The 12,288-nt window shown below is 49.4% G+C and carries 13 protein-coding genes; 9 read left to right on the top strand and 4 right to left on the bottom strand.

Annotation, left to right across the window (positions count from 1 at the left end):
* Positions 1-100 precede the first annotated feature (100 nt).
* Positions 101-328, top strand: a complete 228-nt coding sequence (locus tag ACEW81_RS03270; RefSeq protein WP_373531537.1) for an addiction module antitoxin — start codon at positions 101-103, stop codon at positions 326-328.
* Complete coding sequence (locus tag ACEW81_RS03265) at positions 315-644, top strand: type II toxin-antitoxin system PemK/MazF family toxin (RefSeq protein WP_373531536.1); 330 nt, start codon at positions 315-317, stop codon at positions 642-644. Before ACEW81_RS03270 ends, ACEW81_RS03265 begins: the two co-directional genes overlap by 14 nt.
* A 370-nt stretch (positions 645-1,014) precedes the next feature.
* Here ACEW81_RS03265 and ACEW81_RS03260 read toward each other — a convergent pair whose 3' ends face one another.
* The 4 genes from ACEW81_RS03260 to ACEW81_RS03245 form a co-directional block, all read right to left on the bottom strand.
* Positions 1,015-1,707, bottom strand: a complete 693-nt coding sequence (locus ACEW81_RS03260; protein ID WP_373531535.1) for an ABC transporter ATP-binding protein — start codon at positions 1,705-1,707, stop codon at positions 1,015-1,017.
* 6 nt (positions 1,708-1,713) lie between these two features.
* Positions 1,714-2,988, bottom strand: a complete 1,275-nt coding sequence (locus ACEW81_RS03255; protein ID WP_373531534.1) for an ABC transporter permease — start codon at positions 2,986-2,988, stop codon at positions 1,714-1,716.
* 15 nt (positions 2,989-3,003) lie between these two features.
* Entirely contained in the window at positions 3,004-4,350 is a 1,347-nt protein-coding gene (locus ACEW81_RS03250; protein WP_373531533.1) for an efflux RND transporter periplasmic adaptor subunit, read from the bottom strand.
* A 115-nt stretch (positions 4,351-4,465) separates the two neighbouring features.
* Positions 4,466-4,762: an MTH1187 family thiamine-binding protein gene (locus tag ACEW81_RS03245; RefSeq protein WP_373531532.1), complete on the bottom strand. Its 297-nt coding sequence runs from the start codon at positions 4,760-4,762 to the stop codon at positions 4,466-4,468.
* 205 nt (positions 4,763-4,967) lie between these two features.
* Here ACEW81_RS03245 and ACEW81_RS03240 point away from each other — a divergent pair, with 205 nt between their 5' ends.
* The 7 genes from ACEW81_RS03240 to ACEW81_RS03210 all read left to right on the top strand — a co-directional run bounded on the left by ACEW81_RS03240 (position 4,968) and on the right by ACEW81_RS03210 (position 12,151).
* Entirely contained in the window at positions 4,968-5,573 is a 606-nt protein-coding gene (locus tag ACEW81_RS03240; protein ID WP_373531531.1) for a hypothetical protein, read from the top strand.
* Between the two features lie 84 nt (positions 5,574-5,657).
* The gene (locus ACEW81_RS03235) at positions 5,658-6,746 is read left to right on the top strand and encodes a glycosyltransferase (RefSeq protein WP_373531530.1); all 1,089 of its coding nucleotides are present in this window, start codon (positions 5,658-5,660) and stop codon (positions 6,744-6,746) included.
* Positions 6,747-6,841: 95 nt separating this feature from the next.
* Entirely contained in the window at positions 6,842-7,300 is a 459-nt protein-coding gene (locus tag ACEW81_RS03230) for a MarR family winged helix-turn-helix transcriptional regulator (protein ID WP_373531529.1), read from the top strand.
* A 30-nt stretch (positions 7,301-7,330) separates the two neighbouring features.
* Entirely contained in the window at positions 7,331-7,783 is a 453-nt protein-coding gene (locus ACEW81_RS03225; RefSeq protein ID WP_373531528.1) for a DoxX family protein, read from the top strand.
* A gap of 50 nt (positions 7,784-7,833) precedes the next feature.
* Positions 7,834-8,568: a pirin family protein gene (locus ACEW81_RS03220; RefSeq protein ID WP_373531527.1), complete on the top strand. Its 735-nt coding sequence runs from the start codon at positions 7,834-7,836 to the stop codon at positions 8,566-8,568.
* 209 nt (positions 8,569-8,777) lie between these two features.
* Positions 8,778-9,881: a polysaccharide biosynthesis/export family protein gene (locus tag ACEW81_RS03215; RefSeq protein WP_373531526.1), complete on the top strand. Its 1,104-nt coding sequence runs from the start codon at positions 8,778-8,780 to the stop codon at positions 9,879-9,881.
* A 125-nt stretch (positions 9,882-10,006) separates the two neighbouring features.
* Complete coding sequence (locus ACEW81_RS03210; RefSeq protein WP_373531525.1) at positions 10,007-12,151, top strand: GumC family protein; 2,145 nt, start codon at positions 10,007-10,009, stop codon at positions 12,149-12,151.
* The last annotated feature ends 137 nt before the right edge of the window (positions 12,152-12,288 follow it).

Raw genomic sequence — 12,288 nt, 5'->3', positions numbered from 1 at the left:
GGCCACAAGGGTTGTCCCTTGGTCATGTTGCAGATGGCTTGTGCTCATGGCTTGAAATTTCAATCACACGTGTTATCATACGTGTAAAGGAGTAGCCCTCATGAAACGTAAGTTGACCATCACGGTTACCGAAGATGTCTATGAAGGTCTGCAGGCGGTTGTAGGGCCTGGCAATATCAGTCAATTCCTGGAAGATTTAGCGCGGCCACATGTTGTGCGCAGCGGTCTTGCCGAAGGTTACCGGATGGCCTCGGAAGATGAAGCTCAAGAAAAAGAAGCCCTAGAATGGTCTAACAGCTTGATTGGGGACGTCCGTGAACCATCCTAAACGGGGCGAAGTATGGTGGATAGCCTTTGACCCTTCACTGGGCGGAGAGATTCAAAAAACTCGACCAGCGGTCATCATCAGCAATGACGAATCCAATCGATATCTAAACCGAGTCCAAGTAATCCCCTTAAGCAGCAAAATCACTAAACTCTACCCGGCAGAGTGCCTGGTTACCATTGACGGCATTCAAAGCAAAGCCATCGCCAGTCAACTCACTACGGCAGCCAAAGAACGTCTAAAGACCCAACTTGGAACGCTCTCCAGAAAAGACCTTGCGACAGTTGAGCAAATCATAAAAGTGCAGCTAACACTCTAACCCCTCGATTGAAAAAAAGAACAGACAACTGCTTTACCAAAGTGCTCAAACCTGAAATTTTATGTCGCGCTTGTGTCGACAGGTATATGTAGAGTATTCTCTAAACGCTGATGTGGTATAAAGAATCAGGATCAACTTTTAGAAATCTGGGGCGTAAAAGTGATTTTTTGCGACGTAAAATTTCTGAAAAGTCCACAAGGATCCTGGAAACCCTTTCGGGAAGTCGGTTTTCAAGATCATCCTTCGGGACGAAGGGGTCGCAGGTTCAAATCCTGTCATCCCGACCACTTTTTTTGAAGGCCTCCGTTTAAGCCGGAGGTTTTTTGCTGTTATGAAATTTTTTATTTTTACGAAAAAAACTCTAGAATAATCAAACCTGAAGCGCATCGGACTGAATGGTGCCGTCCAGCAAGTGAACCACGCGATCGGTTTTACCGGAAAGGGCCTGTTCATGGGTCACAATCACAAAGGTCACTTGCTCATCCTGATGGATTTCACGCATCAACTCATACACCGCCAAGCTGGTTTGTGAATCCAGCGCCCCGGTTGGCTCATCGGCAAACACAATTTTAGGACGGTTTACCAAGGCTCTGGCAATGGCCACCCGCTGATTTTGCCCACCCGACAATTGCCCCGGACGATGGTGGATGCGGTCCCCCAAGCCAATGCGTATCAGCAATTCCTGAGCCTTGGCTTTGCTTTTCGCATTTAAATTTTTTCCAATCCGCAAAGGCATCATCACGTTTTCCAAAGCCGTAAACTCAGGTAATAACATATGGGCCTGAAAAATAAAGCCCATCTCCTGATTTCGAAAGCGGGAACGGCGCTGCTCGGACCAATCCGCCGTCTCTTCATCCAGATATTTCAGAGAACCGCTGGATGGTTTATCCAGTAACCCAATCACGTTCATAAACGTACTTTTTCCAGATCCACTGGGCCCCACCACGCTTAAAAACTCGCCTTGCTGAATGGTTAAACTGACCTCTTTTAAAGCATAAACAGGTTGAACATCGCCGTAAACACGACTCAATTTTTCAATTCGCAATAAAACAGGTTCTGCCATAAAGCCCTATTGATTAATTGCTTCTACAGGATCCAGACGGCTAGCCCTCCAGGCCGGAAACAAGCTGGCCAGCACACTGCTAATTAAAGCGTAAACCAGAGCCAGCAAGGCGTACTCCAAATTCATGACGGTGGGTGGTCGTTCAATGCCCAAAATGGTTTCCCCTTTGGCCAAGGGACTTACGTTATATAAAGTAATCAACCCATAAGCCCCCACAAAACCGGCCATGGTGCCCATAATGCTTAACCCGATGCCTTGAGCGATAAATAAGCGCATAATCACTTGCGGAGAGGCCCCCATTGCCTTTAAAATTCCGATTTCTCTGGATTTGGAAGCGACCACCATAATTAAAATACTGGTAATACTGGTGGCAGCGGCAAACACAATTAAAAAGTTAATGACCGCAATAATAATGCGAAAATTATTAATCTGATCCAGAAAAATCTTGTTGTCTTCCATCCAGCTGCGGGCTTTTAACTGATACAAATCAGCCAGCTGACGGGCCATGTTTTCTGCCTGATAAATGTCGGTGATTTTAATGCTGACATTGGTAATTTCATTATCCAAATCCAGTAAATTTTGCGCCGATTCCAACGGTTGCAAAACCTTGGTTAAATCCTGCTGGTAAACCCCGGATTTAATGAGGCCAGCCACCTTGTAACTCCGGCTGCCGTAAGGGGTAATCAGTTGCACCCGATCGCCAACCCCGGCATTCAATTCCTCGGCCAAAGCGCTGCCTAAAAAAACATCGTTAGGGCCCATGGCCATCAAATTGCCTTCTACCACATCGGTTTCCAGTTGATTGACCTGATTTTCCAGGGCAGGCATAATGCCTTGCAGGGTGGCCGCCTGATTTTGACTGCCTTTTACCACAATAACCTGATCCCGTACGCTGGGGGCCACCGCAAGGATGCCCGGAAATTTTTCCAACTCGGATAACAACCGTTTATAAGCGTTGATATTGCGACGGCGGGTACTGGTTTGATCCGAAAAAAGAATGCGCCCCGTTTCGCCCTGAGCGCTTAACGCCTGCTTGAGCAAAACCTGATTGCGAGGCATGGTGTCCAGCTCTCGGGTCAGGTTGATGTGCGCCGAATTTTGCACAGTTTTATCCAGAAAATATTGAAAAAAACTGAGGTTAATGGAAGGAATAAATACAATTAACGCCACCCCAATACCCACGGCCAACATAATAATCAGGGATTGTTTCGGGTTAGCGGACACATACCGCTTGGCCAGATACAACTCCACCGGCAATTGATGGGTAAACAGACCAGCCATGAACAACCTTTCGTTCTATCGACTCACCGGAGGGGCAGCGGATTGCTCGGTGGCTTTGACGGGCTTGACGTTCCGCTTTTCCAGCAATTTTTCATTGGCCAAAGCAGCGATCCAATCCCCTTCCTTCAAGCCCTGCGCCACCCGAAAATTCTCAATGGAAATGCGCTCCCCCTGCACAAACTGTTTCACAAAGCGCTTTTCCCGTAACAAATAAACAAACCAGCGCCCATTCTCATTTTTAACGGCAGCAGCAGGAATAACCAGTGCTTGCTTCAAGTGACCCGTAATCACGTTCACATCAGCGGTCATGCCCGGTAAAAACCCGACCGTTTTAAGCTTGCTCCACGCCGAGGGCAACAAAATCACCCGAGCTTCCACCGTACCATTATCCGGGTTTACCTGACTGCCCACCCTGCGGACTTTGCCCTGTAGACCGACATCCGGCAAAGCATCCAGAACCACATAGGCTAAATCCCCAACCCGCACCTTGGCCAAATCTTTTTCCTCAACGGAGCAAACCACTTCCAGGGTTTCTGGATTGACGATTTTTAAAATGGCGTCCCCTGGCCGCCCCAAATCGCCGGGATCTTTAAAACGCTCCAAAACCACCCCTGAAATCGAGCTGACCATTTTATAATCGTTTAACTGGGCCAAAACGGCATTGGCGTTGTCTTGAGCCACAGTTACCCCTTCTCGGGCTTCGCCCAACTGGGGACGGGTGGGGCCATTGCGTGCTTCCTGCAATTGGGCGGCTACTTGTGATTGTTGCCGCTTAACAGCAACCACATCCGCCTGACGCTGCTCCACCGTTTTTTGACTGACGGTCCGCTGCAGTTGAGCCGCCTCATACTCCTGAGTACTCACCAACTCCTGCTTGAACAGCTGCTGAAAGCGCTGGGCATTCTTGCCCGCATCCACGGCTTGCGCCTTTGCCACTGCCAACGCAGCGGCTGCCTGCTCAACCCTTTGGGTAGATTCGGCGTATCGTTGCTCCTGATATAACACCTGTTCGGGACGGGTTCCTTGCGCCACATTGGCATACGCTTGCCTAGCCTGTTTCACCTGGGCCTGAGCCTGTTGCGCTTTGGCTCTGGTTTCCCGATTTTCCAACTGGGCCAGCAACTGCCCTTTTTGCACCCGATCACCCTCATCCACTAAAATTCGGGTAATTTTAGCGGTGACGGGCGGGCTAAAACTAACGGTGGTATCCCCACGCACTTCACCGGTCACCGTCAGGGTGGCAGTTACATCCTCTCGATGCAGCTGGATGGCAGGCACCAGCGCTTCTTGCCCACGCAGCCACCACACGGCAGCCAATAAGGCCAGTGCCAAACACCCTATAATTAGCCAGCTTTTTTTCATAGCTCTATCTTACACCAGTGTAGTAGTGGCCGACAGGCTTTTAAAGACCCTGTTTTCAAATCCTGAAAGCAAGCCCAAAAAGAAAATCACGCCACAGAAAATCAGGCCGCCAATTTTACTGCTTTTCTTGTACGCTGCGAATTTTATCTTCCATGGTTTGCAGCCGATCGGTTCGGGACCCCAGTTTAATGGTGGTAGTGATTCGGGGGGCGCCCATGGCGTGAATGGTTTCATGGCATTGTTTAATGGCTGCAAAAACAGTGTCCCATTCGCCTTCAATATTGGTGCCGTAAGCATGCAGGTTTGTTTTCAGGCCAGCCGCTTTCAAAATCTTTTCGCAAGCCACAATATACGGCGAAACCGAAACCCCTACCCCCAATGGCACTACGCATAAATCTACAATAATATGCATCACAATTACTTCCTAATGATAGCGTTAACACCTTTTAAGGCTATAACAGGACGCACATAGACACAAGCGCGGCATCCCTTTCAAAAACCCAGTTCCTAAAGCGGCTTCCAAAATACTTTGTAAACGTTTTGCATCGAAAGGCCAAAGCCTGTTTCATAAAAGCATGATGCGGGCATTGGTAGGGTAATAAGCTTGAAAGCGATTTATGAGCGAAGTGCAACCGTCAGACGATAAAGCAGAATCCAAAAAACCGTTTCCCCTCAATGTTGTGAGACTGGGGGAAGGCTGGAGCGTTGCCCTGTTAATGGAAAACGGGGAAAACAAACAGCTGCTCAAACCGGGCTGGCAAGGCGAAAACAAAGCCCCTTACCTGTTCAATACCGAACAAGAGGCCTGGAATTTCATCAAGCAAATGTTCAACTTCTGTTTGCAGCAGTCTCGCATGCAGCATACCACCTCGGAAAAAATCAAAAACTGCGGCCAATGCGGCAAAATTTTCAAGGCCACTATTTTTGATCACTGTCATCAATGTCTGCAAGAAAACGAATTTGTGTTGCAGCAGATTTGGCAAGGGTTTTACTACCTGGCGGGATCCGAGAGCGGAGCGCTACAAAAGGCCGCCTTTTTGCTTAAAATTCCCTACGAAGATTTCGCTCAGGTGCCTGAGGCATTTCAAGCCATGGTGCAAAAGCATTTGGACTTAAATATAGCCTTGGAAAAAAGCCGCTCTGATCGCGCCAAAGTGGCAACAGAAATAACCCACAGTCCAGTAGCGGGACTCCGCAGCTCTAACTTTCGGAACGCCCGCTAGCGTTTTTATTTACACCATTCAAGGGTTACCGAAGGGTGTACAATTTTTTAAGCTAAGAGACACCACTCATGGAAAGGTTTCTTTATGCCGGTTTCCCTGTCTCTGGCGATGATTGTTAAAAATGAAGCGCAAGTGCTGGGGCGCATTCTGTCTCAGGTGAAGCACTTATGCGATGAACTGGTGATTGTAGACACCGGCTCTACCGATGGCACCCAAGCACTGGCCGAATCTTTCGGGGCCAGGGTGTTTTGTTTTGAATGGATTGACGACTTTGCCGCCGCCAGAAACCATGCCTTTTCGCACTGCTCTAGCGACTGGATTCTTTGGCTGGATGCCGATGACCTGATTAACGAGAGCCATCAGCAAAAACTGCTGGATTTAAAACACAGTGGCCTGAACGCAGAGATTGACGCCGTGATTTGCAGCTATCAAATTGCGTTTGACGGGCAGGGGGAATGCCTGATTTCCATGCCAAGAGAACGCCTGCTGAGACGCGCGGCGGGAGGCAGCTGGCAGTTTCCCATTCATGAAGCGTTTGTATTGCCGGATGAGGCCAGAGTACTGAACCGGCTGGATATTGCCGTAGAGCACCACAAACCCGCCCAGTACGTGGAACGTTCCAGTGATCGCAACCTGAAAATGTTGATGCGATTGATTGAACAAGGCGATCAATCTCCAAGAAACTGGTATTACTATGGCAAGGAACTCCGGCAACACAACCGCCCCGAGGAAGCCATTGAAGCCTTTCAACAACACCTGCGCCTGAACCAAACCGAGCCAATCAGCCAATATCAGGCCCTGCATTTGGCCATGCTGTGCTGTATGGAGCTGCATCGTTATCCAGAGGCATTGAGTCTGGGCTATCAAGCCATCCAAATCAATGGCAGCAGGGCGGAAGCATTATTAAACCTCGGGATCATTCATTACCGCCATCAGGATTTTAACATAGCCATTCCACTGCTAAACGCCGCCACCACCTGCCAAAAACCTGATGCGGGCCTGATTGTGGAAGAAGATTACAGCTGGAAACCTTACCACTATTTAAGCCTGTGCTATGAGGGCTTGGGCCAACCCGCCAACGCCATTGAGGCGGCGCTGAAAGCCTACCCGGACATCCCCGATAAACAGGTAATCCGAGAGAATATTATCTGCTTTGCGGGGAAATTAAAGTAGAGAATCCGCTTCAAAAATAGGCCCGCTTGGGGGTTGTTATTTGGCTTGAAATAAAGTATCTTGATATCAAGTTAAATACGAATAGCGCAGTCACCATGTCAACGCCCTACAACCCTGAAATTGAGCCTTACCTAAGCGCTCACCTGTGGACGGTGATGCGAAAAGCCACGCAGGCCATTACTGCGCATGACTTAAAAAGCATTGAATCCTCAGGGCTTTGTTTTTCAGACTTTGCCACGCTAGAAGCCCTATTGCACAAAGGCGCAATGCCCATTCATTTAATTGGCGAAAAAGTTCAGCTCACCAGCGGCTCCATCACCACCGCCATTGATCGGCTAGAAAAACGTGGACTGGTTCAGCGCCAAGCATCCGCAACCGATCGCCGCATTCGGCTGGTGAACCTGACCGAAGCTGGGCAGGATTTAATTGAGCGCTTTTTTAAAAAACACGTGGAAGCGCTAGAGCAAGCCACCCGTGGGCTGGATCAAGATGAAAAAACTTTACTGATTAACCTGCTTAAAAAATTGGGCAAGCAAGCCAATGGTCTTTTATAAACCCATTAAAACCTCATAAAGGAGATACCCATGAATATTAGCCCTTATTTTCAAACCAAAACCCTACCATCGCTGGGCCTGTTAGGCTTTCGGGTGGTGATGGGGGCGGCTTTCATTTTTCACGGCTTGCCCAAAGCCCAAAACGCCTTTGGCTGGATGGGTGATGCCCTCCCCGGCATTTTGCAGGCAGTCGCCGCTTATTCCGAGCTGTTGGGCGGCATCGCCCTGATTTTAGGTCTGCTAACCCCGCTAGCCAGCCTGCTGCTGTTTGGCACCATGATTGGTGCGCTGGGTCTGGTTCATATTCCCGGCGGCGATCCTTTTGTGGCCACTGGCGCTCAGACCGGTTCCAGCGAATTGGCAAGCGTGTATCTGGCAGGTTCATTGCTGTTTCTGCTGAACAGTCCCGGTAAATTTTCAGTGGATTACTGGCTGCTAAGAACATTCTCTCGCCAGTCGCAAACCGCCAAACAGGCGGCCTAACGTAAGATAGGCCACCCTCTAAACTCAAAAAAAGACTGGAGACGCCTCCCATGAACGCAACCACCACCACCCTTTATCGCAACCGCCATGAACGGGGCCATACCCGGATTGACTGGTTGGAAAGCTTCCACACCTTTTCCTTCGGGGATTATTATGAGCCTCGGTTCATGAATTTTAGTGACTTGCGGGTCATTAATGACGATCGGGTCAAGCCCGGTGGGGGATTTTCCACCCACGGACACCGGGATATGGAAATCGTCACCGTGGTACTCAAAGGCGAGCTGGAGCATAAGGATAATCTGGGTAATGGCTCCATGATTCGACCCGGGGAAATTCAGCGCATGACCGCAGGCACCGGCGTGCTGCACAGTGAATTCAACCCATCGGCCACCGAAGAAGTACACCTGCTTCAAATCTGGATTACCCCAGAAAGCAAAGGCTTGCAACCCGGTTACGAACAAAAAGCCTTTTCCCTCAGCCAGTCGGGGCAGTTTCAACCCATTGCCTCTCGCCACCCTTCGCCGGAATCGGTGTTGATCCATCAAGATGCGGCCATCTATCTCGCCAAACTGGATCGAGATCAAGAAGCCGGATTTGACCTCGATGCCAAGCGGAGTTACTGGTTGCATGTGGCCACGGGCGCTGTCGAAATTGCGGATCAAATTCTGGAATCGGGAGACGCGCTGGGCTTTTCCAACCACGGCGACCCTCTACGAGTGACCGGGCTGGAGCCGGATTCGCAAGTGTTACTTTTTGAGTTAAGACCCCATCAACCCCTTGTTTAACCTCTAAAAAAACCCGCTACGACTAAACCAGTAGCGGGTTTTTTCATGGATGACTGGAGAGATGCACCGATGAATGGGCTGCCTCTCCAAAATAACGCTTTCAATCCGCCAATTCGCAAAAATGGAATCCTCAATCTGGGGGAATCGGTGACGGGAATCAGGGTTTCATAATACCCATTAGAAGGGCATTTCTATTGGAGAAAGAAACTGTGACCAAAAAGCTGAATGGCTTCTGGTTCTGGGCTGGCATGTCCTTAACCATCAGCCTGTTAACCATGCCATTTACAATGGCAGCCAATGATCAACCAGCCAACCTGAGCATTCAGGATTTGGGCGGCGTAACGCTGCCCGTCAGTCTGGTGCGTGGCCGGGTGGCCAATCAGTCTTCACGCTATACCTTGGGGCCGGGCGATCGCATTGGCATCAAAATTCAGGATCTGGATCAGTTCAACCAAAGCGTGACGATTCGCCCCGATGGGTTTGCCACCATTCACCCCTTTGGCGAGCATCAGCTTTCCGGCACAGACATTCAGGCATTACAAACCTTATTGACCGAAGAGTTCAAGCTTTATCTTCTGGAGCCCCGCATTGGCATTGACGTAGAATCGATGCGGCCCGCCATGATTTATGTGAATGGGGCGGTGCAACATCCTGGCACCTATCAGTTTAACCGGGTGGCAACCTCCATTCCCACCCCGGAAAACAGCACGGTGCAACAAGGCATAGAAACCACCATCAGCAACGTTCTGGGTAAAGCAGGCGGCGTTAAGGCCAATGCCGACATTGCCCATATTCAGATCCGTCATACCTCCACCGGTGAACAACAAACATTTAACCTGCAGGATTTTTTAACCGGCACCGGAAAAGATATCTGGTTGTTGCCAGAAGATACGGTGATGGTTCCAGAAGCCACAGCACCCATGGATGCCATCACGTTCCGGCAACTCAGCCATTCCACCTATTTTAGAGACACCTTTCCAGTGATTGTGCTGGGTGCCGTCAAAGCGCAAGGTGAAATTCAAATGGATCCCACCCATAACTCCTTAAACGCCGCCATTGCCAAAGCGGGCGGCTTTGTACCGGGCTTGTCCAAACGGGATGCCATCATCATTCAAAGGCCAGATGCCAAAGACGGGTTTAAACGCTGGGTGGTGAATCGCAACCAATTCAACATGGCGCTGATGCCGGGAGACGTGGTTTATATTCCCGATTCCAAAGCCGCTTGGCTGGAGCGGGGCTTTCGCCTGCTGGGCAGCATGACCCAACCCTACTTTTTTGGACTGTTAGGCGCAAGCGTGATCCACCACTATTAAGACATTCCTTCATCCATACGATACCGAATCCACCGGAAACCGTTTAAATGAAAGGGGTATGTCGTAGCGGATTGATGGAGCGCTTGGCTGACTTTACAACACTCAGGTTAAGGAAGAGATAAGCTGTGCTATCGGATCACAAAGCCTATTACAGCGAATCAAAAATTGACGCGGCCTTTGCCCAAAAGGCCCTGTCTCGGCACTGGCTTTGGATTACAGGAACCAGCCTACTATTAGCGATAGCAGCGGGCCTGTTACACTGGGCTTGCTTTCAGGCCTCTTATCAGTCAACCGCCAAGATAATGTTAGATTTAAGCGATCAGCCCACTGGATCCGTATTAAACCCTTATAAAAATCAGGAAGAATTACTCAACAGCGAGCTGGTTTTAAATCAGGTGGCGCAACGCCTTCAAACAGAAAAAACAGAACTTAAGGGCCTTAAAATCAGCCATTTTTCTGGAAATGTCTTGAGTGCCAAGCGCACGCCAGAAACCGGTTTTATCACGCTGACAGCCAAAGCCAATACCCCGTTGCGCGCTCAAAAGCTGGCCCGCTTGTATCTGGAATCCTATGTAACGGTAGCTGGCCCACTTTTTAAAAAGGAAGGCGGGCAGCCCTCAAACATGCTGGCCGAGCAAACTCATGAGGCCGATATGGCTTTGGCGGCTCTTCAGCAAAAAATAACAGCCGCTCAAAGCATGTCCAATCATTTAGGAATCCCGGCTGAGCGGGATGGGCAAGCACAACAGCTGAGCAGTCTGGATTCACAAATTAAAATTACGCAAGCGGATTTGGCGCAAAAACAGGCGGAATCAACACGCATTCGCCAGCAGTTAAAAATCGGGAAATCGAGTTTAGAAAGTATGATGCAGGCCGTTGCCAAAGGCCAGGATCACAGGCTGAACACGCTACAAGATCAACTCCATGACTCACAAAAGGACTACAGCGCCAAAGCCTTGGTGTACGCCCCAACCAACCCGGACATGATTCGGCTGCAAAGTAAAATTGAGGCGCTGAAATCACAAGTTACCGACCAGCAAATTATAACCATTGGGCATGTGCCTCAATCTTCTTCTGCTGCCACAGGTGTTATTAAAGATCGAGTTCGTACAGAACTGGTAAGCCGACTGGTATTAGCCGATGCCGAGGCCACCGCTTTACGCTCTCGTTTGGGAACACTGCGGGCGCAATATCATCAAATTCAAAAACCGGCGAGCCATCAACCCGCTACATCCCATGCCACCCTTGCTTTAACAACCCACCCTCAACAACCAAAACTGCACCCAACAACTCATACCCAAAAGGTCATCCTCCCTCCCGTGGCGCCCAGCGCCATGGCCCATCAAAATCTGATAGTCGTTGCCCCGCCCAATTTGCCTCAGAAGCCGACGGGGCTGGTACGCTGGCAAGTTATTTTACTGGCGGCACTTTCCGGTCTGGTTATAAGTTCTGTGGCCGTGGTGGGTCAGGCAGTGGCCAAGCACCGGCGGCTTTGTCCTGAATCCATCGAACAGGATTTGGGCTTGCCAATTGTCGGTTCCATTCCCTGGCTAACGCATGAGCAATGGCGTTACTATCGAAGCCGGGCCCGCCTGGAGATCACCGATCCAGATCTCGATTCGAAGACAATTCAAGCCTATCAGGATGTAGCCTTCAATCTTAAAATGCGAAAAAATACGTTGCAAAAAAACGCGTTGGTTTTTTCCCAAATTTTAGGCGAAAAAGGGCATGCCGTTATTTTAGCGAATTTAGGCATTTGTCTGGCTCAAGGGGGCGATCGAGTATTGTTGATTGATGCCGATTTCCGACATCCGGGCCTGCACGAAGCCTTCAATCACAGCCTGGATTACGAACGGGGTTTGCCCGAACTGATTAATGGCGTCTCCGAATTGCTTTATCGTAAAAGCGATGTACAAGTGCAAGACGTCTTGAAACTGGTCAACGAAGCAGTTACCCCCTCAGGCCTCCATGCCCAGCTAGAATACCTGAATGCGGGACTGGTTATGGATAGCACCTTTGAATTTTTAAACGCCAAAAGTTTTGATGTGCTTTTAAATGTACTGAAAACGGATTATGACTGGGTTTTAATCAGCGCGCCCCCCATTTTAAAAGCACCCGATTGCGCCATATTGGCCAGTTATGTGGATGGATTGCTACTGCTGACCAATGGTGAAACGGAAGCTTCCCATATGGCACTGGCCGCCCAAAAAATTCAACGCATGGGGTCTACACCGTTTGGAGTTATCCTGAGAGACTTCTACGGTAAATAACATCCCTAAAATTTTAACGAGGTTATCGCCATGAAATCTATTGGATTTTTAAAATACAGCAAAAATTCCATTATTTTTTCCAGTTGGGAACCTCCGCTGTTTGCGTATAGGGCAGAGACTTTCTACTTGATTTGAAG

The organism is Vampirovibrio sp. (assembly GCF_041737375.1).
GTDB lineage: Bacteria > Cyanobacteriota > Vampirovibrionia > Vampirovibrionales > Vampirovibrionaceae > Vampirovibrio.
Note: the sequence above shows the minus strand (reverse complement) of the source record. Positions and strands in the feature narration are given on the sequence as shown.

What these genes read in the sequence shown, in the direction of transcription:
- ACEW81_RS03230 (WP_373531529.1), top strand. Translation starts at nt 6,842, where the DNA reads ATGTCAACGCCCTACAACCCTGAAATTGAGCCTTACCTAAGCGCTCAC.
- ACEW81_RS03225 (WP_373531528.1), top strand. Translation starts at nt 7,331, where the DNA reads ATGAATATTAGCCCTTATTTTCAAACCAAAACCCTACCATCGCTGGGC.
- ACEW81_RS03270 (WP_373531537.1), top strand. Translation starts at nt 101, where the DNA reads ATGAAACGTAAGTTGACCATCACGGTTACCGAAGATGTCTATGAAGGT.
- ACEW81_RS03235 (WP_373531530.1), top strand. Translation starts at nt 5,658, where the DNA reads ATGCCGGTTTCCCTGTCTCTGGCGATGATTGTTAAAAATGAAGCGCAA.
- ACEW81_RS03245 (WP_373531532.1), bottom strand. Translation starts at nt 4,762, where the DNA reads ATGCATATTATTGTAGATTTATGCGTAGTGCCATTGGGGGTAGGGGTT.
- ACEW81_RS03240 (WP_373531531.1), top strand. Translation starts at nt 4,968, where the DNA reads ATGAGCGAAGTGCAACCGTCAGACGATAAAGCAGAATCCAAAAAACCG.
- ACEW81_RS03250 (WP_373531533.1), bottom strand. Translation starts at nt 4,350, where the DNA reads ATGAAAAAAAGCTGGCTAATTATAGGGTGTTTGGCACTGGCCTTATTG.
- ACEW81_RS03220 (WP_373531527.1), top strand. Translation starts at nt 7,834, where the DNA reads ATGAACGCAACCACCACCACCCTTTATCGCAACCGCCATGAACGGGGC.
- ACEW81_RS03255 (WP_373531534.1), bottom strand. Translation starts at nt 2,988, where the DNA reads ATGGCTGGTCTGTTTACCCATCAATTGCCGGTGGAGTTGTATCTGGCC.
- ACEW81_RS03260 (WP_373531535.1), bottom strand. Translation starts at nt 1,707, where the DNA reads ATGGCAGAACCTGTTTTATTGCGAATTGAAAAATTGAGTCGTGTTTAC.